17 protein-coding genes are annotated in these 19,629 nt (G+C 44.2%); 12 read left to right on the top strand and 5 right to left on the bottom strand.

Features of this window, described 5'->3' with window-relative positions; genetic code table 11:
• Positions 1–393 precede the first annotated feature (393 nt).
• The 4 genes from NXZ84_RS09830 to NXZ84_RS09815 all read left to right on the top strand — a co-directional run bounded on the left by NXZ84_RS09830 (position 394) and on the right by NXZ84_RS09815 (position 5,021).
• On the top strand, positions 394–1,389 hold the full coding sequence (locus NXZ84_RS09830) for a DUF4349 domain-containing protein (protein ID WP_258840072.1): 996 nt from the start codon (positions 394–396) through the stop codon (positions 1,387–1,389).
• 194 nt (positions 1,390–1,583) lie between these two features.
• The gene (locus NXZ84_RS09825) at positions 1,584–2,630 is read left to right on the top strand and encodes a flavin-containing monooxygenase (RefSeq protein ID WP_258840071.1); all 1,047 of its coding nucleotides are present in this window, start codon (positions 1,584–1,586) and stop codon (positions 2,628–2,630) included.
• Positions 2,631–2,683: 53 nt separating this feature from the next.
• Entirely contained in the window at positions 2,684–4,324 is a 1,641-nt protein-coding gene (locus NXZ84_RS09820) for a GAF domain-containing sensor histidine kinase (RefSeq protein ID WP_258840070.1), read from the top strand.
• A 58-nt stretch (positions 4,325–4,382) separates the two neighbouring features.
• Complete coding sequence (locus NXZ84_RS09815; protein WP_258840069.1) at positions 4,383–5,021, top strand: response regulator; 639 nt, start codon at positions 4,383–4,385, stop codon at positions 5,019–5,021.
• 214 nt (positions 5,022–5,235) lie between these two features.
• On the opposite strand, the gene NXZ84_RS09810 is transcribed toward NXZ84_RS09815, so the two are convergent.
• On the bottom strand, positions 5,236–5,562 hold the full coding sequence (locus NXZ84_RS09810) for a four-helix bundle copper-binding protein (protein ID WP_258840068.1): 327 nt from the start codon (positions 5,560–5,562) through the stop codon (positions 5,236–5,238).
• A 125-nt stretch (positions 5,563–5,687) separates the two neighbouring features.
• Between NXZ84_RS09810 and NXZ84_RS09805 the strand changes: the two genes are divergently transcribed.
• Positions 5,688–6,224, top strand: a complete 537-nt coding sequence (locus tag NXZ84_RS09805) for an NADPH-dependent FMN reductase (RefSeq protein WP_258840067.1) — start codon at positions 5,688–5,690, stop codon at positions 6,222–6,224.
• Positions 6,225–6,306: 82 nt separating this feature from the next.
• Here NXZ84_RS09805 and NXZ84_RS09800 read toward each other — a convergent pair whose 3' ends face one another.
• Positions 6,307–7,872 (bottom strand): Na+/H+ antiporter NhaC family protein, encoded by a 1,566-nt coding sequence (locus NXZ84_RS09800; protein WP_258840066.1) that lies wholly within the window; start codon positions 7,870–7,872, stop codon positions 6,307–6,309.
• 180 nt (positions 7,873–8,052) lie between these two features.
• On the opposite strand from NXZ84_RS09800, the gene NXZ84_RS09795 reads away from it, so the two are divergent.
• The 4 genes from NXZ84_RS09795 to NXZ84_RS09780 all read left to right on the top strand — a co-directional run bounded on the left by NXZ84_RS09795 (position 8,053) and on the right by NXZ84_RS09780 (position 13,354).
• Positions 8,053–9,168, top strand: a complete 1,116-nt coding sequence (locus tag NXZ84_RS09795) for a M24 family metallopeptidase (protein WP_258840388.1) — start codon at positions 8,053–8,055, stop codon at positions 9,166–9,168.
• A gap of 410 nt (positions 9,169–9,578) precedes the next feature.
• Entirely contained in the window at positions 9,579–11,138 is a 1,560-nt protein-coding gene (aceB, locus tag NXZ84_RS09790; protein WP_258840387.1) for a malate synthase A, read from the top strand.
• 42 nt (positions 11,139–11,180) lie between these two features.
• Positions 11,181–12,470 (top strand): isocitrate lyase, encoded by a 1,290-nt coding sequence (gene aceA / locus NXZ84_RS09785; protein ID WP_258840064.1) that lies wholly within the window; start codon positions 11,181–11,183, stop codon positions 12,468–12,470.
• Positions 12,471–12,592: 122 nt separating this feature from the next.
• Complete coding sequence (locus NXZ84_RS09780) at positions 12,593–13,354, top strand: MerR family transcriptional regulator (RefSeq protein ID WP_258840063.1); 762 nt, start codon at positions 12,593–12,595, stop codon at positions 13,352–13,354.
• Positions 13,355–13,459: 105 nt separating this feature from the next.
• Here NXZ84_RS09780 and NXZ84_RS09775 read toward each other — a convergent pair whose 3' ends face one another.
• From NXZ84_RS09775 to NXZ84_RS09765, 3 genes are all read right to left on the bottom strand, one after another.
• On the bottom strand, positions 13,460–14,233 hold the full coding sequence (locus NXZ84_RS09775) for a YheC/YheD family protein (RefSeq protein ID WP_258840062.1): 774 nt from the start codon (positions 14,231–14,233) through the stop codon (positions 13,460–13,462).
• A 124-nt stretch (positions 14,234–14,357) separates the two neighbouring features.
• The gene (locus NXZ84_RS09770) at positions 14,358–15,056 is read right to left on the bottom strand and encodes a YheC/YheD family protein (RefSeq protein WP_258840061.1); all 699 of its coding nucleotides are present in this window, start codon (positions 15,054–15,056) and stop codon (positions 14,358–14,360) included.
• A gap of 176 nt (positions 15,057–15,232) precedes the next feature.
• The gene (locus NXZ84_RS09765) at positions 15,233–15,979 is read right to left on the bottom strand and encodes a YheC/YheD family protein (protein WP_258840060.1); all 747 of its coding nucleotides are present in this window, start codon (positions 15,977–15,979) and stop codon (positions 15,233–15,235) included.
• Between the two features lie 154 nt (positions 15,980–16,133).
• Here NXZ84_RS09765 and cobT point away from each other — a divergent pair, with 154 nt between their 5' ends.
• The 3 genes from cobT to cobU are packed head-to-tail and all read left to right on the top strand — an operon-like array spanning position 16,134 to position 19,628.
• Entirely contained in the window at positions 16,134–17,204 is a 1,071-nt protein-coding gene (gene cobT / locus NXZ84_RS09760) for a nicotinate-nucleotide--dimethylbenzimidazole phosphoribosyltransferase (protein WP_258840059.1), read from the top strand.
• Positions 17,205–18,290 carry a threonine-phosphate decarboxylase CobD gene (gene cobD, locus NXZ84_RS09755; protein WP_258840058.1) on the top strand — a complete coding sequence of 362 codons (1,086 nt, stop codon included), beginning with the start codon at positions 17,205–17,207 and terminating at the stop codon, positions 18,288–18,290.
• 27 nt (positions 18,291–18,317) lie between these two features.
• On the top strand, positions 18,318–19,628 hold the full coding sequence (cobU, locus tag NXZ84_RS09750) for a bifunctional adenosylcobinamide kinase/adenosylcobinamide-phosphate guanylyltransferase (RefSeq protein ID WP_258840057.1): 1,311 nt from the start codon (positions 18,318–18,320) through the stop codon (positions 19,626–19,628).
• The last annotated feature ends 1 nt before the right edge of the window (position 19,629 follow it).

The following is a 19,629-nucleotide window of genomic DNA, read 5'->3' as shown; positions in this document are numbered from 1 at the left end:
CGTTGAACAAAAGATGGTATCAGTATCTTTGTCACACCTTGCGAAAGATGGGCTCATCCCATCAATCCGTCTGTTATTCACTCGTTATAGAGGGAATTCCTCGTTACCTATAGCTTCTAGAACAAACTCGTAAAGAGAAGTTGGCTTCAGCCTTTTTCATCTCTTACGTATAAGAGCCGATCAAAGTAGTGTTGATTTCTATCCATTATACCGCTTTTGTATTGAAATAGATACATGGAAATGGCGAGAGGGTGAAAATTTGTGTTGCTAAAGCTGATTTACTGCCATTTTAAAGAATGAATCAAGTGATTGTAGAAAGTTAATGTAGATATGCAACTTTCTGGTGATATGTGTAGTCTAAAGGGATGAAGAAGAAGGAGAGGAGTGGTAGGTGTGCGTACATATTGGATACTCTTACTAGGATTTATACTACTGATAAGCGGATGTAGTCGTGGTGAAGACCATAGTGAAATGCTTACGGGAGACGAGTTGGATGAACAACAAGAGATTGTTCAAGTAGATCCGATCGAAGAGCAGGAACGCGCGAAAGCGCTGACAAGTGAGGAGGAAGTAGCGCCAACCGAGGGAAAAAATGCGAAACCGGCTCCTGACAAGGTGATTTATCACGCGCAAATGGAGATGATAACGAAGGACTTTGCCGATAGCCGTAAGCAAGTAGAAGCGTTGACGGTAGCAAGTGGTGGCTACATGGTAAATAGCAGCGTGGAAGAGATTGAAAGTAGAATTACTGGAACGATGGTGTTGCGCATTCCACAAGCAAAATTTAAAGAGGTAGTGAACAAGCTGGAAGACGTAGGGGAGATAACAAGTCAGGAGGTGAACGGAAATGACATTTCTGAAGAGTATGTTGATCTTACATCCCGACTCAGTGCAAAAGAAGCACAGGAGAAGCGGCTCTTAACATTAATGGAGCAGGCAGAAGATACGAAAGCGGTTTTGCAGGTGTCAGAACAATTGGGGCGTGTGCAAGAAGAAATTGAGCAATTAAAAGGACGCAAACGCTTCTTTGACAATCAAGTGGCCTTGTCCACCATTACGATCCATTTAGTGGAGAATTCCTCCCCACAGCCGAAAAATCCGACTTCAAACTTGAGTGAAGATGTTGCAGGAGCGTGGGTGTCCTCCTTAAATAACATCGGAGCTTTTGTACGAGGACTAACGGTATTTTTTGTTGGAGCTTTGCCCATTCTTTTCTTCATCTTGGTGGTTGCTGCTCCATTCTACTGGTGGTGGAGGCGTAATCGATTCGCGTTAGGCATAGTAAAGAAGCTGGATCGTCTAGATGGGGAAGAAACCAAAGGCGAAGATGAGCAGAGTAAACGGGAGAATAAAGAAGATCCACTGGAGAGTGGACATAAAGAAGAGTAGGAAAAAGTAAAGAAGAGAGGTCATCCTTCATCATGATGAAGGATGACCTCTTCTCTAATGGTGTAGTAGGTGCAAACGTTGTGCGCTGGAGGGGAGCTATTTAATACTCTCCTTTATTCAAATATTCGCTTGAATAAAGTGGGCATATACACTATAATTATAATCAAATACATATTAGAATGAGGGGGTTAATGATGAATCATTATGATGTAATCGTGATTGGAGCAGGACAAGCGGGATTAGCGGTTGGATATTATCTACAGGAGACATCCCTCTCTTTTTGTTTATTCGAAGCACATGATCGCATCGGTTTACCCTGGCATCAGCGTTATGATTCCCTTCATTTATTCACACCAAGACGCTATAGTGCTCTTCCTGGATGTATATTTCCAGGAAAGCAGGACGAATATCCGCATAAAGAGGAAGTTGTTACTTATTTACAGCAGTATGCGAAGCAGTTTGCTCTTCCTATACAGTTTGACACAAGGGTGAGGATGGTAAGGAAGGAGAAGAATATCTTTCGACTTACCACGTCGAAGGGAGAGTATACCGCCGAGCGGCTGGTAGTGGCAACAGGTCCGTTTCAACAGCCTGCCCGGCCATCATTTGCAGATCAATTCTCTCCAGAAGTGACTCAACTTCATTCCGCGGAGTATCGTCATCCTGGGCAATTGCGGACGGGCAATGTGATTGTTATCGGGGGAGGGAATTCAGGAGCACAAATTGCCGCTGAGTGCGCTCCTCATTATGAAACGTTCATCTCTGTACGCCATCCTCTACGGTTTGTACCTGAACGGGTAGCCGGTCACAGTATATTTTGGTATTACGATAAGCTCGGCTTTCTTGACGCCGCGCTGACAACGCGGCGTGGAGCATGGTTAAAACGACAACCAGAAAAAATTTATGGAACCCAGTTGAAAGAATTGATCAAACAAAGAAGAGTAGAAGTGAAGGCGGAAGCGGTGGGAGTAAGCGAAGGACATAGGCTCACTTTCGCAGGGGGTAGCAGTATGGCCGTAGATAACGTGATTTGGGCAACGGGATATCGCTCTGATTATAGCTGGCTTCATATAGAAAAAGCGTTTGATGAGGAGGGAGAGCTGTTACATGAATGGGGAAGTAGCCCTGTTTCTAACTTGTATTTTGTTGGTTTGCGTTGGCTCAGCAGTAGAGGCTCAGCGCTTCTTGGATGGGTAAAAAAAGATGCTAAGAGAGTGGTGAAGCAGATTCGGGAATTGTAGTTGCCTGTAAAGCAAGGGGCGGGGTAATATGAGTGGGGAAGGGTAGGGTGATGATGAGTCAACACATACGTGAGACGGAATTAGTTACGTTAAAAACGATTGCGGAGACTTTAAATGCTTCTAATGATTTGGAACACATGTTATCGGCTGTTTTAAAGGAACTATTACAAGTATCTGGCCTGACGACGGGGTGGATTTTTCTAATTGATGAGGTGGGGCAGTATCAGTTTGTGACAAGTCACAATTTACCGCCGGCACTAGTATGGGAGGATTTTCGCCCGATGTGCGTTGGGGGGTGCTGGTGCTTAGACAAATACTGGGATGGACGTTTGCATCACGCTGTAAATATCATGTCATGTAAGCGACTCGAAGATGCGACAAAGAAGGATTGGGGGGATACACATGGGATTACGCACCACGCTTCTGTCCCTATTTGGGCAGGGGATGAGAAGTTTGGAATTCTCAATGTTGCGGCTCCAGGAAAGAAGCGTTTTCATGATGACGAGTTAACGTTGCTACAATCGGTTGCTTTTCAAATCGGTACTGCGGTGAAGCGAGTACAGCTTTATCACGCACAACAAAAGAGAGCGGATACATATGCGCAATTGGATCATGTAAGTCGAGTCATTTGGAATGTGTCTGATATAAAGGAGTTACCAGCACAGGTTGTCCAAAGTGTAGGGGACACTTTTTTCTGGCCCGTGGTCGCCCTCTTTTTGTATCGGGAGCAGAAGTTGTATTTAGAAACGTTATACGCTGAAGAAAAGGTGCAGTCCATTGGGGTAGGTTTAAAAGTAGACCAGTGGCAAACGGTGAGTGAAGCGTTTATTGAGCAACGTATGATTGAAAAAGAAGAGGAACCCGGACGTCTAACAGCACTGCTTCCACCATATAAATCCTCTATCTCGCTTCCGCTTGCCATTCCAGGTGTGGAGCCTTTCGGTGTACTGATGATTGCAACAACAGAACGATATGTTTTTGATAATGCGGAAAAAAAAGGGTTGCAAGCATTGGCGGATCACATCCGCCTAGCGCTACAAAATGCGAAGTTAGCGCAGAAGCAACGGGAGCTTATTGTAACGGCGGAAAGGAATCGTCTCTCGCGGGATTTGCATGACTCGGTGAATCAAAAACTATTCTCCCTATTATTGACGGCTCAGGGGGCGAAATCAATCTTACCTGCAGAAGAGCCTGAGTTAGAAGAGGCGCTAACTGATATGCAGGGGATGGCTCGAGAGGCGCTAGAGGAGATGCGTTCGCTTATTTGGGAACTACGTCCATCCTCATTAGAAGAAGATTTAGGCACTGCATTGCAAATGTATGGTGAGCATTTAGGGCTAGAAGTGAATTTAGAAGTAGCGGGAAGTAGGTGTTTGACCCGTGCAGTGGAAGAGGGGTTATGGAAAATTGGTCAAGAGGCACTTAATAACGTTGTTAAACATGCGCATGTACAACAGGTGCACATAAGGTTGGACATGTCGGGAGTGGATACTATTTGCCTTCGCATTCGTGATGGGGGAAACGGCTTTGACTATCATCCATCGTTCTCAGAAAAGGGTTCTTATGGCTTGTCCAATATGAGAGAAAGAAGCAAGCTTTTAGGTGGAACGTTAGTGATTAGTGGTAAAAAAGGAGAAGGAACGACGATCACAGTAGAAGTACCTAATCACAGTGGTGTAGCAGCAGATACGTAGAAGGGAATATATGAAGGGCAAAGGATGAGTGGGCGGGGAAACCGAGGGAGGAAATAATATGATTAAGGTATTATTAGTCGACGATCACCCGATGGTTCGAAAAGGGTTAACGTTCGTCTTAAAAGCACACGCAGATATTGAAGTGGTGGGCGAAGCAAACAATGGGGAAGAAGCGCTGCACCAAGTAGGATCTCTGCAGCCGGATGTGGTGTTGATGGATTTGATGATGCCGGTAATGGATGGAATCGAGACGACTAAACGGTTAAAAGAGTTATATCCAGAAGTGGCGGTTATTGTCCTAACTAGTTACTCTAGCCAGGAACATGTGTTACCAGCGATTCGTGCTGGGGCGGTAGGTTATCAGATTAAGGATGTAGAATCAGAGGAATTGGTGCGTGCCATCGAAGCGGCTTATCGAGGGGAGTCACTCATTCATCCCCAGGCAATGAATCAACTGCTAACACATGTGACCGATCAAAAAGGAAATGTTGAAGAAGATGTACACGAAGCGCTCACACCACGTGAAAACGAAGTGTTACAAAAAATTACGGAGGGGAAAAGCAATAAGGAGATTGCAGGGGAGCTTCACATTACAGAGAAGACAGTGAAAACGCATGTGAGCAACATCTTGAGCAAACTAGATGTTCATGATCGAACGCAAGCAGCTATCTATGCAATGAAGAAAGGGTGGTTTTAAGTCGAGAGATAAGACGAAAGTAGGACAGATGCTACTACTTCCTGCCGAGGATCTCGAACTGATGAAGCGATATGATAGAGAGAAAGGGCGGGAGGGTGTTTGTATTTTAATATATGGAAAGTGAATAGCTAGAGGGAGAATAGAGGTGATAATGTGTGAAAAGAGGAGAATCTGTAGGCCAGGTTAGGAAACTACAAGACTCTCCCACTCTATATTACTGCTGGTAGTGGGCATATTGTTGGCATTCATTGGCACATTGTTGACAGATGGCGGCACAGTGACGTGAATCAGGATCTGGATATTTCATGCATTCGGCTGCACACATCCCGCATATATAAGCACAACATTCAGCTAACTTATGTGAAAAAAAGCTTGCACGCGCTACATACTTTACCATTAAAGTGCAAATGTCAGCGCAATCTGAGACAATAAGTATTTGCGAACGACGATGAGAAATATCAGGCATATGGGCGATCATATGCGTTATATGTTCACATTTAGTGGCGCAAGCTTGTAAGGTGTGTAGGATGTTAGGCTGCATATAATGACTACCTGAGTCTTCGTTCATTTTCTCCCTCCTCACGGATGAACCAGGTTGTTGTATTGTATTCGTCCTGAGATGAAGTGATACGAAGAGAATAGAGATGAAAAAAAGGAGAGAATATAATGAATATTCTAGTGGTATGTGGAAGTCCGCGCCGGGAGGCACAAACCCGCACATTGGCGCACGCTTTTATGAAGGAATTAAGGCAGAGAGGAATCGAACCCTTATATTTTGATGTTCATCATCACCGGCTTCCCCTGTTTCAGGGTGCTGAGGTGGAAGAAGATGAGGTGAGGCACATGCGTCAAACTTTTACACAGGCGGATGGGATGATTATTTTGTCGCCTGAGTATCATTTTTCTATTAGTGGCGCCCTAAAGAATGCTCTAGACTATCTTCAGCGGGACTATTTTCGTGGTAAACCAGTGGCGATTGCAGCTGCGGCAGGTGGAGGGCGGGGAGGAATGTCAGCGCTTAATCATTTGCGATTAGTTTTGCGGGGCTTGCAAGCTTTGGTTATCTCAGAACAGGTGATCACGCAACCCAGTTGCTTTAATGCGGAAGGGGAGTGTATCAGTAGTTCCGATCGGCAACGGATGGAGGAGATGGTAGAACAGTTACTAAGGTTAACACGGGCACTAAAGAGAGAATCGTTGTGATGATGATAAAGACAAACACGACACTCCTAATAGGTGTCGTGTTTGTTACGGCTGTGTATTGATTTTTAATGTAACAGAGCCCTTAGCTCTTGGCGAGAGGGGATTGTTTTTGATTCCAAACGCGTAAGATGGCGACGAGAATTGCTAAACCAGCAAAAGTGGAGAGCAACCCGAGTAGGACACTGTTGGTTATTCCTAGAATAAGATACCCGATGGTTGCTACTATACCGGATAGTAATGCATAAGGGAGCTGTGTCGTAACGTGATCTATATGAACACAGCCTGCCCCTGTAGACGACATAATCGTAGTATCGGAGATAGGTGAACAGTGATCCCCCAGTACCGAACCACCTAATACTGCGCCGATGGCAGGGATGATGTAGAGAGGGTCGGTTGCGGCCACAATCTCACCTGCAATCGGCAACATGATGCCAAACGTACCCCAGGAGGTCCCAGTAGCAAACGCCATAATAGAAGCGAATAAAAAGAGAATGGCAGGTAACCAGAACAAAGAGAGTGATGGATCAATCCAACTGGCGAGGTAATCGCCTGTTTCTAATTTTGAGATGATGTCGGTAATCATCCAAGCGAGAAAGAGGATATATATAGCAGGTAGCATGGAACGAATTCCTGCCCATGCTCCTTTAAAAAGCCAACTTCCTGATGTTTTTTGTCTTAAATTGGCGAACAGGGCAACGACCACACCTACTATTGCACCGTAAAAGAGTGAAGCGGAAACATCCGTAAATTCCAAGATGGTAAGTAAGGTGACCTCGCCTTCAATCGCTTGGATTCCCGTCCATGCCATCGAGATGATGGTACCGATGATTAAGCCGATCAAAGGTAAGAGTAAGTTGCTTATCTTTCCGGTTTCACTGGAAGGAAGAACGCTTTCATGTCCAGGAACATCCCCGCTATTGGGATCGACGAGCACGCCTTCTTCTTGAGCGCGACGCTCATGCTTCCGCATGGGCCCGATATCCAGTTGGAAAAGGATTACGGCCAAGAGAAGTAGTAACGCGGTGATAGCATAATAATTAGCGGGAATAGCGAACAGGAATGCCTCTAGCCCAGAGTATTGTGTGATCTGTGTGCTACCTAAGATACCAGCGATTAGTGCGATAATATAGGCGCCCCAACTGGAAAGGGGCATCATGACCACGACGGGAGCAGAGGTGGAGTCAATTAAATATGCCAACTTGGCACGTGAGATGCGTTGGCGATCCGTAATTTGTCGACTCACATTACCCACAATCAAGGTATTAAAATAATCATCGAAAAAGATGAGAATTCCTAAGAAATATGGTACTAACTGTGTTTTTGTACGCGTATTTGCTTTTTTTAGAGCCCAGCGTGCAAAAGCTTCTCCACCGCCGGAGAGCGTAATCCACGCACTTAAGATCCCCATTAAGAGGACGAAGAAGATAATATACATATTCCATGTATTTAAACCGCCGTTTTCTAAATCCCAGATGATACTGATAAATACTTCCCACATAAGATATAAGCTTGCACCTATGTTCCAATCATTTAGTAAAAATGCACCTAGTACGATTCCTGCCCCGAGTGAGAGCAATACTCTTCGTGTCAGGAAAACGAGTAGTAAGGTGATGATTGGTGGTAATAGTGATAAAAATGAACTTTCCATGTAGACACCCCTTTTGTAAATAGATAGATCGCTTTGCTTCGTGGTAAAGTAGAGTGAAGAGCGAGAGGTGGATGGGCGATGACCAAACTGATTATGAATAAATATACTAACTAGTGATATCGACTCATCCGCGGCTAGGCAATAATAATATTATATATAGAAAGGAACGAGAAATAAATGATAAAAGAGAGATTGCAAAAAGTTACAAGTTGGTTGCATAAAGAAAAGCTTGATTTTGCTTTGGTTACGTCAACGGCCAATATATTTTATTTGACACAATTTTATTGTGATCCGCATGAGAGACTGTTTGGACTGCTTTTGTTTCCAGATCGAGAGCCCATACTAATCTGTCCTGCGATGGAGAAGGAATTGGCGCGTGCCGCAGGTTGGAGTAAAGATATTCTTGGTCACCATGATACGGATCAACCGTGGAAGATGGTGGCGGCGGCATTGGAACGTAACGGGGTTACGAACCCGAAGATTGCGGCTATCGAAAAAGAACATCTTTCATTTGAGCGGGCAGAACAGCTAACCAGTCTTTTTCCATCTTTATCTTTTCGTTCAATGGAAGAAAAGATGCATCATTTGCGGATGGTGAAGTCAACCGAAGAAATCTCGATTATGTTAGAAGCGGCACAGTTGGCTGATTATGGAGTGCAAGTTGGGATGGATGCACTCTATGAAGGGTGTACAGAGATGGAGATCGTGGCTACTATTGAGTACGCATTAAAAAGAAAGGGAGTTAGCCAGATGTCCTTCTCCACCCTGGTACTTTTTGGTGCAAACAGTGGCGCTCCTCATGGTAATCCAGGCTTAAATCAACTGCGACGAGGTGATCTGGTTTTATTTGATTTAGGCGTAGTATGGAAAGGATACTGTTCAGATATCACACGTACTTGTGGCTTTTATTCGCTTGACACGAAAGAGCGTCAAATGTATGAAGCTGTTCAGCAAGCTCAAGAGAGCGCGCTACAGGCATGTCGACCAGGTGTTCAATTGTCCGAACTGGATCGTATTGCTCGTACGACCATTTCCGAAGCAGGGTGGGGAGAGTATTTTCCACATCGCTTAGGTCATGGACTAGGGATCGACGTACATGAACAACCGTATGTACATGACCTAAATAGCCTTGTCTTAGAGCCTGGGATGGTGTTTACCATCGAACCAGGAGTATATGTACCTGGCGTCGGCGGAGTTCGGATCGAGGATGATGTAGTGGTGACAGAAGATGGCGCCCGCTCGTTAACTTCGTTTTCAAAAGAGCTGCTTCTTGTGGAAGCGAAAAGTGAAGAGTAGCAACATGTCTATTCCCGCTCAGGTGGAAAAGTAAACCTTGATGCATGAAGAATGAGTTTGGACGCCCTCTTCTAGAAGTGGGCTTTTCCAATCAGGTGGAGACATAGAATAGATAGCTTCCTTAAATTCAAACTGTATCATAACAGATGAAATATCTTTTATTAAAAGAAAAACCCTTGATATAAAAGGGTTTTTCTTTATGTCCATATCAACAAACAGAAAGAAAATAAAAATAAAGGAAGAAGACATGAAAAAAAGTGTTGTCAAAACAACAAGTACTGTACTATAATACAAACAAGGAAATGAGATCTGTTATTAAACAGTAAGCCAATCAGCTTTGACTCAAGGAGGAATTGGACGTGACAACGGAAACGTCTTCCTATTCAGCTCATGTACAGATCAAGGGTAAGATGCATCCTGGCTTTGCAGAAATATTAACACCGGGTGCAATTCAGTTCGTAGAAAAATTAGTGAGGGAATTTTCCGAACGACGCGAATGGTTGTTAGAAAAACGTGTCGAGCGACAATTAAAATTAGATGCAGGTGAAAAGCTTGATTTTTTAGCGGAGACCGCTTGGATTCGTGAACAGTCCTGGAACGTCGATCCGCTACCACATGATCTACAAGATCGGCGTGTAGAAATTACTGGTCCAACTGGTGATCGCAAGATGGTAATCAATGCACTAAATTCAGGTGCGAAAGCATTTATGGCTGATTTTGAGGACGCCAATTCTCCAACATGGGAAAACAGTGTTCAAGGTCAGATCAATATGCGCGATGCCATTCGGCGCACGATTGACTTTACCAGTCCACAAGGGAAGCGTTACGCATTGAAAGAAAAGGTGGCTACCTTGCTGGTACGTCCACGTGGATGGCATCTACTGGAGAAAAATTTATTAATCGATGGCCAACCTGTATCTGCTAGTCTCTTCGATTTTGGCTTGTATTTTTATCACAATGCAAAGAGACTTCTCAGTAAAGGATCGGGTCCGTATTTTTATCTTCCGAAGTTGGAAAGCCATCTAGAAGCGCGTTTATGGAATGATGTCTTTGTCTTCGCTCAAAATGAGATGAAGATTAGGCAGGGGACAATTAAGGCTACAGTTCTAATCGAAACAATACCCGCTGTTTTCGAAATGGAAGAAATTTTATATGAATTACGTCATCATTCGGCTGGCTTAAACTGTGGTCGTTGGGATTATATCTTTAGTTACATCAAGCGTTTCCATAAACAACCGGAGGTGATTCTGCCGGATCGCTCGCAAGTGACAATGACTGTTCCCTTTATGCGTGCCTATACACTGTTGACAGTGAAAACTTGTCATAAGCATAAAGCGTCTGCGATTGGAGGTATGGCTGCTCAGGTGCCGGTTAAGGGTGACCCTGTTAAGAATGAAGAAGCAGTGCAGAAGGTTCGTCAGGATAAAGAACGTGAAGCTAGCGATGGTCATGATGGTACGTGGGTAGCGCATCCGGCATTAGTTCCGGTGGCGATGGAAGTGTTTGATCAACATATGAGTTTACCAAACCAAATAACGAAGCAACGACCTGATGTAGAGGTGAGTGCGGAGGAGTTAGTGGCAGTACCTGTAGGAACGATCACTGAAGAGGGTTTACGTACTAATATAAATGTGGGTGTGCAGTATATCGAAGCATGGCTACGTGGTTACGGAGCCGTTGCCATTCATGGATTGATGGAAGACGCTGCAACTGCAGAAATTTCTCGTGCTCAAGTATGGCAATGGATTCGCCATCCGAAAGGGATCTTAGAGGATGGACGCAATATTACGCTGGCGTTATGTGAAGAAGTGTTGGCAGAAGAGTTGAATAAGATTCAAGTTGAAATCGGAGAAGAACGGTTTGCAGAAGGAGAATTTGAAGCTGCGAGTCGCTTGTTTAAAAAACTGATCACTCAAGATGAATTTGAAGAGTTTCTTACTATTCCAGGGTATAAACTGTTGGATGCGTAAAGTGAATAAAAACTGATATAAAAAAATGAGAGGATGAAGATCATGACCATTCAAAAAGAACGTGATGCACTACAATTGAAAGAAAGCTGGGAGAAAGATGCCCGTTGGAAAGGAATTGAACGCTCGTATAGCCCTGAAGATGTAATTCGTCTGCGTGGTTCCGTACACATTGAACATACATTGGCACGTCGTGGTGCAGAGCGTTTGTGGGAACTTCTTCATACTGAACATCATATTAATGCTCTCGGTGCTTTGACAGGTAACCAAGCGGTTCAGCAAGTAAAAGCGGGTTTGAAGGCGATTTATTTGAGCGGGTGGCAAGTAGCAGCAGATGCCAACCTGTCTGGACAAATGTATCCAGATCAAAGCTTGTATCCAGCAAATAGCGTACCAAGTGTAGTGAAACGGATTAATCAAGCATTGCAACGGGCAGATCAAATCCATCATGCAGAAGGGGATAACGAGATTGAATGGTTTGCTCCTATTGTAGCGGATGCGGAAGCAGGTTTTGGTGGACCGCTCAATGTGTTCGAATTAATGAAAGGCATGATTGAAGCTGGTGCAGCGGGCGTTCACTTTGAGGATCAATTGGCCTCAGAAAAGAAATGTGGTCACTTGGGCGGAAAAGTATTGATTCCGACGCAAGCGGCTGTGCGCAACTTGATCTCTGCCCGTCTTGCTGCGGATGTGATGGGAACACCTACGATTGTGGTCGCGCGTACTGATGCTAATGCGGCGCAATTGATCACGAGCGATGTGGATGAACGTGATCATGAGTTTATCACGGGTGAACGTACCCCTGAAGGGTTTTATCGCATTAAAAATGGTTTAGATACTGCGATTGCACGTGGATTGGCATATGCTCCTTATGCTGATTTAATCTGGTGTGAAACTTCGGAACCAAGTTTGGAAGAGGCGCAGCGCTTTGCTGAAGCTATTCATGCGAAATTCCCAGGGAAATTGCTTGCATACAACTGTTCACCATCATTTAACTGGAAGAAAAAACTGGATGATAAGACGATTGCTGAATTCCAACATCGCTTGGGTGAAATGGGGTATAAATTCCAATTTGTTACCTTGGCTGGTTTCCACGCTCTTAACTACGGAATGTTTGAACTGGCACGTAAGTACAAAGAGACGGGTATGGCGGCTTACTCTGAATTGCAACAAGCGGAATTTGATAGCGAAGTTCATGGATATACAGCTACTCGTCATCAGCGTGAAGTGGGTACTGGATACTTTGATGAAGTATCGCAAGTGGTATCTGGTGGTAAGTCTTCAACGACAGCTTTGTCAGGTTCAACTGAAGAAGAGCAATTTAGCGTTAAATAGGGATTATGCAAAAACCCATCAGCTACTGCTGGTGGGTTTTTTGATATGCAATTGGTGTCAAATGCCTTCTTGACTCTAACGTAGCGTTAGGATATACGATACGGATAAGAGGAGGAAATAAGATGTATCAAGTGAAAGAAGTAGCCGCAATGATCGGAGTAAGTATTCGTACATTACACCACTATGATCAAATTGGATTATTGATTCCGGCGACTACAACGGAGGCAGGGTATCGGCTCTACTCTGATGAAAACTTGGAGCGCTTACAACAGGTGTTGTTTTTTAAAGAGATGGGGATATCGCTCCAAGAGATTCAACAAATTCTGGACCATCCGGGGTTTGATCGTGAGCGAGCACTTTGCTTACATCGAGAGGCACTTCTTCAAAAGAAGAATCGCTTGGAAACAATGATTACCACGATCGATAAAACATTGGACCATATGAAAGGGGAAAAAAGGATGGAAAAAGAAGAGTTATTTAGTGGGTTGAGTAAGAAAGAGATTGAAGCACACCAACAAAAGTATAGGGCAGAAGTGAAAGAAAAGTATGCCCCGGAATTAGTAGCAGAAAGTGAACGACGGAGTGCCAGTTATTCAAGTGCACAATGGGAAAAAATTCAACAAGAAGCAGATGCGATATTTTGGCGCATTGCTAAGCGAATGGATGGTGTTGCTACGGATGAGCATGTTCAAGAAGCGGTGGCGCAGTGGCATCAGCATATTAATTCCCACTTCTACGAGTGTAAACTAGACACTTTTCGGGGGTTGGCAGATCTTTATGTAGCGGATGAACGCTTTCGTCAAAATATAGATCACATTCATGTGGGATTAGCTCAATTTATGCATGATGCGATGCACGTTTACTGTGATCAACACGATCGTTAAACAGAAAAGAACGTCCTCCGTTTGTTGAGCGGGGGACGTTATCATAGTTTAGAAGGGAAAATTTTGGGTGTAGTGTAGATGTGGGGGAGCAGGGAATGTGAGCAGTTATTTAGCCTTCATGTTTTTGGCACGGTGATGAAGACGAAGAACTCTTCTATACATTTTTTTATCGGAAGAGGTGCGAAACACACCGATGCCGGGGATGGAGTTAACCTCATAAAACCAGATATTTCTTTTGGCATCAATGCCAGCGTCGATGCCAAAAGTGCGAGGGCGGGTATACGTTCGTCCCATAACAGTGGAGGTGGCGATCGCAAAATCACGTATCCGATTAAATACTTCTTCACGCTCTTTGGAGTCATATCCTAAATGAGTGTTAAGTAATGCTCCCATGGGGGTTGCTTTGCCTCCACGATGACGATTGGTCACGATATATTCTTGAGGTGCGATTTTTCCCACTATCCCGGCGAAGATCCATCTTTGTTTGAGGCGAACGGTATGGATGCGGAGATCAAAAGGGCGTCCATCCTTTGTTAAACTTTCGATTCCTTGTTGAATAATATAAGATTGATCATTCATTTGTAAACGAAGCGTCTTTTTAAGTTCAGGTAGATCGCAACAGTGAAAAGTTTGATCGAGTGTGCGCAGAATATAGTTGGAGGGAGTTCGATCAATACGTAAGATGCCTCTACCCTGCCAACCGATTTGAGGTTTGAGATAGAGGCTTGCATACTGCTCTATCATTTCTTTTACATTCTTCCATGAATAACAGCGAGTCTCGGGAACGTAGTGTCGAGTTGTATCATGGTTGGCAAGTACATTACTTTGTAGCATTTTCCCTCCCCATTTGCGTGGGGGATTTATTATCTTTCCCTTCATCAACGCATCTCCTTGTACAGCTTATTTATCCATATGCTATTCAAGAGTATGAAGTCGTGGTATGGGAGAGTGCCAGGACTTGGAGACCATTTTATGAAGAAATGAAATTGGAAGGAACAGGTGCCTACCACTTCCGTCGTTCTAAATATAGGATCTTATAATATAATTTTTTGTTGGGTAGAGCACGGAATACGTGGATTCCAGGTGTGGTGTTTATTTCATAAAACCAGATGTGGTTTTGGGCATCGATGCCGATATCTACACCGAGTCTCTTTACCTTTGGATAAGAATGCCCAACTTGGGTAGCTGCTTCGATGGAAAGTTTTTTGATTTGACGTATCATGTTTGCACATTGCTTTGGAGAATAGCCTAAGTGTTTAGATAATAGTCTTTTTACGGAAATGCATGTAGCACCTTGATGACGATTGGTCACGATGTGATTGCGAGGTCCTACTTTTGCCATGATCCCAGCTACTATCCATCTATTTCCCATACGCAAGGTGTGGATGCGTAAGTCGAATGGGTGCCCAGTACGAGTAGTACTATTGATGCCTTGTTGTATAATATATCGTTTGTTTGATTTTAAATATCGGTGTAATGGTTGAATAGAGGAGAATGTTGCCTGTCTGTGTAATGTTTTTACATGGTATTTTCCTTGATTTGTACGCCAGACCCGAGCTATCCCATATCCTTGTCCACCACCATCGGGCTTGACATATAGAAATGGATGTTTTTGTAACATTTGTTTTAGGTTGGCGCATTTATATACTTTCCAGTCGGGCGTATGACGTCTAGTAGAAGGACGGACAGAGAGGATCCGCATCTGAAGGATTTTACTTTTTTGATAGGCTCTATATTTCTTCTTTTTTATCAATGTTTTAACCCCCCTTTACTCTTTCTACTATTCTACTCATTTATAGTAGAAAAGGTGTGGGGAAAGAGAGGGGGACAAGAAAAAAACCTCCTTAAATCGATAAAGGAGGCTCTACTATTAAAATTTTATCTGGCACGTTGCTGTAGCTTTTGAATTCGTTCATACATACTTTTTTCTTGTAAGACTTGAAATACCATAGTGCCTGGAGTCGTATTAATTTCGTAGATCCATATATGAAGGTTCTTATCAATTCCTGCATCTATGCCCATGCGCTTCCCGTTGGTATAAAGACGCCCCATTACTTTGGAGGCTTCAATCGAAAGGGATTTCATCTGTTCAAATACTGGGCGACGTTGACTCACTTCGCATTGGAGATGGGTAGTCAATATTTCTTGAATGGGTACAGGACTTCCTCCACTATGTCGGTTTGTGACTATACGGTCAGAGTTGGCTATTTTTCCCACAATTCCTCCTACGACCCACTTGTCTTGTAATCGGATGGTATGAATTCGAATGTCGAAAGGATCGCCAGTGCGAGTTAGGCTCGTAATCCCTTGTTGAATAATATACGGTCTTTCTCCGATCCGCTCGTGTAGATGTTCCATCATATTAGAAAAAGTGGAGTAAAAGCGAGTATGATTTGGGGTACGTAAGAGGAACCCTTCTTTTATTTTATCGATGCGAATAATCCCAGCCCCTTGTCCACCTCCACTAGGCTTTAAGTAGAGAAATGAGTAAGTGGAAAGCATTTGTTGTACATGCTCTTTTTGATAAGGAAGGGTAGAGGGGATATGTGGAGATATATAGGGATCTTTGGATAATAGTTCATATTGTAACAGCTTATTTCTGTAAGAAGGTTTTAACGAAGTCATGTAAGATCTACTCCTGTTCACCTGTGATGCTCTCTTGACTATTATGTTACTCTGTTGAGGCGATTTCGGTATAGGTAAGGATGGACAGCATCGTGTAGATTTTAGCCTTACTATAAATGAAGGGTATAAAAACCATGTGAGGAGCTGAAGGAGAATGAAAGAACTAGGTGCGCGACAAAATGCTGAACACGGGAGGTTTCCGCCGATTTCAAAAGAATCGACTGAGAAGATGTGTGCATATTTGAATCAATTGACGAAACCGCGAGGGAGTCTCGGAATGTTAGAAGAGATCGCTATTCGGATGGCAGGGATTACAGGCAAGCTGAATCCAACTTTGACAAATAAAATGGTGGTGGTGATGTGTGGTGATCATGGGGTTGTGGAAGAAGGTGTAAGTGCTTATCCCCAAGAGGTGACCGGTTGGATGATGAGAAATTTTGCTAGTGGTGGGGCCGCGATTAACGTATTAGCCCGGCAAATGGGGGCTGAAGTACTTGTTATTGATATGGGAACAAAAGCAGAAAAAATTCCTGGATCGGTCTTAAATCGGAAGGTGCGTGCAGGTACGTCTAATTTGGCGCGTGAAGCGGCAATGTCGAGGGATGAAGCGTGGCTTGCACTTCGGCATGGTGAGGAAGTGATAGAAGATTTGCAGAAACGGGGTATACACTTGCTGGCGGTGGGTGAAATGGGGATTGGAAATACCACTGCAGCCACAGCAATTACCTCGGTGCTGATAGGATTGCCTGTTAACCAATGTACTGGTTTTGGTACAGGGTTGACAGAAGGACAACGTCAGGTAAAGGTGAGAGTGATTGAGCAGGCGCTAAGACATAATCGACCAGACCCAAAAGACCCTATCGATATACTAGCAAAAGTAGGTGGCTTTGAAATAGCGGGTATGGTAGGAGTGATGATCGGAGCAGCAAAAGCGGGGTTGCCCATTGTATTAGATGGAGTGATCTCTTCTGCTGCGGCATTACTTGCTGTGAGGATGGAAGCGAGGGTACAAGATTTTCTCTTTGCTTCGCATCTATCGGTGGAGCCTGCCCACGCACTGATATTACAGGATCTGTCTCTGGAGCCGATGCTCGATGCTAAACTGCGTTTAGGTGAGGGAAGTGGTGCAGTACTCGCTTTTCCTCTCTTTGATGCTGCCGTCGCTATCGTGTCTGAAATGTCTACCTTTGCTGATATGGAGAAAAAAGAAGAGGGTGAATGGTGAGTGTTAGAGCGCTACGGACATGGGGGAGATATCATGACTGCCGTCTCTTTATATGGAGGGGAGGCTTCAGATTATCTCGATTTTAGTAGTAATATATATCCTTATGGCCCACCGATAAGTGTAACAAAGGCTTTATTGGAACATGTGCAAGTTGTTACACAGTATCCGGATCCGAGAGCACGCAAACTGACAGCGCGGATTGCCAATCGTCATCAGATTGATTGTGATCAAATCATAGTGGGTAATGGTGGAGCGGAGTTGATCGATTTGTGTATACAGGTGGTAAAACCTCAACGAGTGGGTGTGATCCATCCTTCTTTTAGTGAGTATGTGGTGTGTGCGCAAAAGCGAGGGATTCCTGTTTCTGCTGTGGTCGCAAAGGTGGAGGATCATTTTCAACCACAAATGGAAGAACTGGCTCGTCTGATTCAAAAAGTAGATATGCTTTTTTTAACCATCCCTAATAATCCGACAGGAGTGATGCTTCCACAAGCGGATGTAGAACAGGTTGCAGATTGGTGTGCCGAGTCAGAGACGGTTCTAATATTAGATGAAGCATTTCTGCACTTCGTTGACGGAGAAGAGGAAATGCGATGGCGATGGCAACAGCATTCTCATGTGATTTGCTTACGTTCTTTGACGAAGTTTTATGCTTTGCCAGGGTTGCGACTAGGATATGGACTTATGTCAGCAGAATGGGTGCACCGTTTCCGGAAGATGCAAATATCATGGAGTGTGAATAGTTTGGCTCAGGTTGCAGGACAGGCAGCACTTTTAGATAGGGAATTTGACGATAAGGTGCATAAGTGGATTCAATGTGAGCGTGCATGGTTAGGGAGACATCTTGCTTCGATTCCCGGCATTACACTGTTTGCAGGTAAAGCTAACTATCATCTATTACGGCTACATCATCAGAAGTGGAGTGCCCAACGATTACAGTACAACCTGGGAAAGGAGCGAATTTTAATTCGAGACTGTTCTACTTATACAGGATTGGATGAGAATTATGTACGTGTGGCGGTGAAAAAGAGAGAAGAAAACGTAGTATTGGTAGAAAAAATAAGAGAGTTGCTGGATGGATATTAGAGAGAGGAGGAGAGAACAATCATACAAATGGTAACAGGTGGAATACGCTCTGGCAAAAGTGTATTTGCAGAAAAATTGTGTTCACATAATAAGAGGAAAGTTATCTATGTAGCAACCGGTGTCATCGTAGATGAAGAGATGGAAGAGCGGATTCAACTTCATCAACAGCGCCGTCCTGCGGATTGGAAGGTGGTTGAAGAGCCTCTGTTACTAGCCGATGTGTTTAAGCAGGGAGAGGAGGGAGTCATTTATTTACTGGATTGCCTTTCTACCTGGGTAAGTAATCATTTGCTAGCTCATGGAGCAGAAGGAATGGATCGCACGGAACGAGGTTTGTGGCTTCAGTGCTTGCAAGAGGATGTGGAGGCGCTCATTACCTCTCTGAGTGGAAAGGAGGTTGTAATTGTAACGAGTGAAGTAGGTATGGGGGGAGTCTCCTCTTATGAGATGGGACGAGCTTTTCAAGATGGATTGGGGTATGTAAATCAACGTTTTACAGAGATAGCGGATGAAGTTTGGTTAATGACAGCAGGTGCACCGCTTAAATTGAAAAGGAAGGATGGAGAAGGGAGAAAGAAGAAAGAAGTTAAGAAAGAGTGGGCCTCGTTCCTGTCAGCGTGGTCATTTCTAACGCGCATCCCGCTTCCTTTTCGTCAAGAGGAAGATCGCTCTTCCTGGCAAGGGAGTATTCGCTACTATCCAGTGATCGGATTAGTAGTTGGGTTAATTGTAGCGCTATTCGATCAGTTGGTGGCAGTCTATTTTCCTCCATTGGTGCGTGCAGTGCTCGACGTAGGAGTATGGGTGTGGCTAACGGGCGGCTTGCATTTAGACGGACTGATGGATACGGCGGATGGATGGGGGGCAAATCAGGGGCGGGAAATGACACTAACCATTATGAAGGATAGCCGTGTAGGCGCTATGGGGGTATTGGCAGCTTTGTTTATATTGGCGCTTAAAGGAGCCACTTTGGCGTCATTGGGGATGACACCTGTAGTGGCACTATTGACCAGCACGATAATGGCTCGAAGTGCCGCCGTCTACGCAGTCTATTTTTGGCCATATGTACGACGAAGTGATGGGATAGCGAGCGGTCTTTCTGCAGGATTATCCAGAAAGACGATGACCGTTATAACAGTAGGAACTGGGAGTTGGTGTGCGCTATGGTTTGGTTGGTTTGGTCTACTGATGTGGGTTTTGGTCGCAGTTGTTGTATTTAGCTTTGCAGCGCTTGTGATGAAAAAGTTAGGGGGAATGACAGGGGATACATATGGTGCACTAATTGAATTAGTGGAAGTAGTTGTACTTGTTTTGCTACTTCTTCAAGTGGGAGGATAGA

The sequence above is a fragment of the Mechercharimyces sp. CAU 1602 genome, assembly GCF_024753565.1.
Classification (GTDB): domain Bacteria; phylum Bacillota; class Bacilli; order Thermoactinomycetales; family JANTPT01; genus Mechercharimyces.
The sequence above is the reverse complement of the archived record's forward strand: the minus strand, read 5'-3'. Positions and strand labels throughout refer to the sequence as shown.

Coding starts and splice junctions, on each gene's coding strand:
- NXZ84_RS09825 (WP_258840071.1), top strand. CDS start 1,584: ATGAATCATTATGATGTAATCGTGATTGGAGCAGGACAAGCGGGATTA.
- NXZ84_RS09820 (WP_258840070.1), top strand. CDS start 2,684: ATGAGTCAACACATACGTGAGACGGAATTAGTTACGTTAAAAACGATT.
- NXZ84_RS09815 (WP_258840069.1), top strand. CDS start 4,383: ATGATTAAGGTATTATTAGTCGACGATCACCCGATGGTTCGAAAAGGG.
- NXZ84_RS09810 (WP_258840068.1), bottom strand. CDS start 5,562: ATGCAGCCTAACATCCTACACACCTTACAAGCTTGCGCCACTAAATGT.
- NXZ84_RS09805 (WP_258840067.1), top strand. CDS start 5,688: ATGAATATTCTAGTGGTATGTGGAAGTCCGCGCCGGGAGGCACAAACC.
- NXZ84_RS09800 (WP_258840066.1), bottom strand. CDS start 7,872: ATGGAAAGTTCATTTTTATCACTATTACCACCAATCATCACCTTACTA.
- aceB (WP_258840387.1), top strand. CDS start 9,579: ATGCATCCTGGCTTTGCAGAAATATTAACACCGGGTGCAATTCAGTTC.
- aceA (WP_258840064.1), top strand. CDS start 11,181: ATGACCATTCAAAAAGAACGTGATGCACTACAATTGAAAGAAAGCTGG.
- NXZ84_RS09780 (WP_258840063.1), top strand. CDS start 12,593: ATGTATCAAGTGAAAGAAGTAGCCGCAATGATCGGAGTAAGTATTCGT.
- NXZ84_RS09775 (WP_258840062.1), bottom strand. CDS start 14,233: ATGAAGGGAAAGATAATAAATCCCCCACGCAAATGGGGAGGGAAAATG.
- NXZ84_RS09770 (WP_258840061.1), bottom strand. CDS start 15,056: ATGCGGATCCTCTCTGTCCGTCCTTCTACTAGACGTCATACGCCCGAC.
- NXZ84_RS09765 (WP_258840060.1), bottom strand. CDS start 15,979: ATGACTTCGTTAAAACCTTCTTACAGAAATAAGCTGTTACAATATGAA.
- cobT (WP_258840059.1), top strand. CDS start 16,134: ATGAAAGAACTAGGTGCGCGACAAAATGCTGAACACGGGAGGTTTCCG.
- cobU (WP_258840057.1), top strand. CDS start 18,318: ATGGTAACAGGTGGAATACGCTCTGGCAAAAGTGTATTTGCAGAAAAA.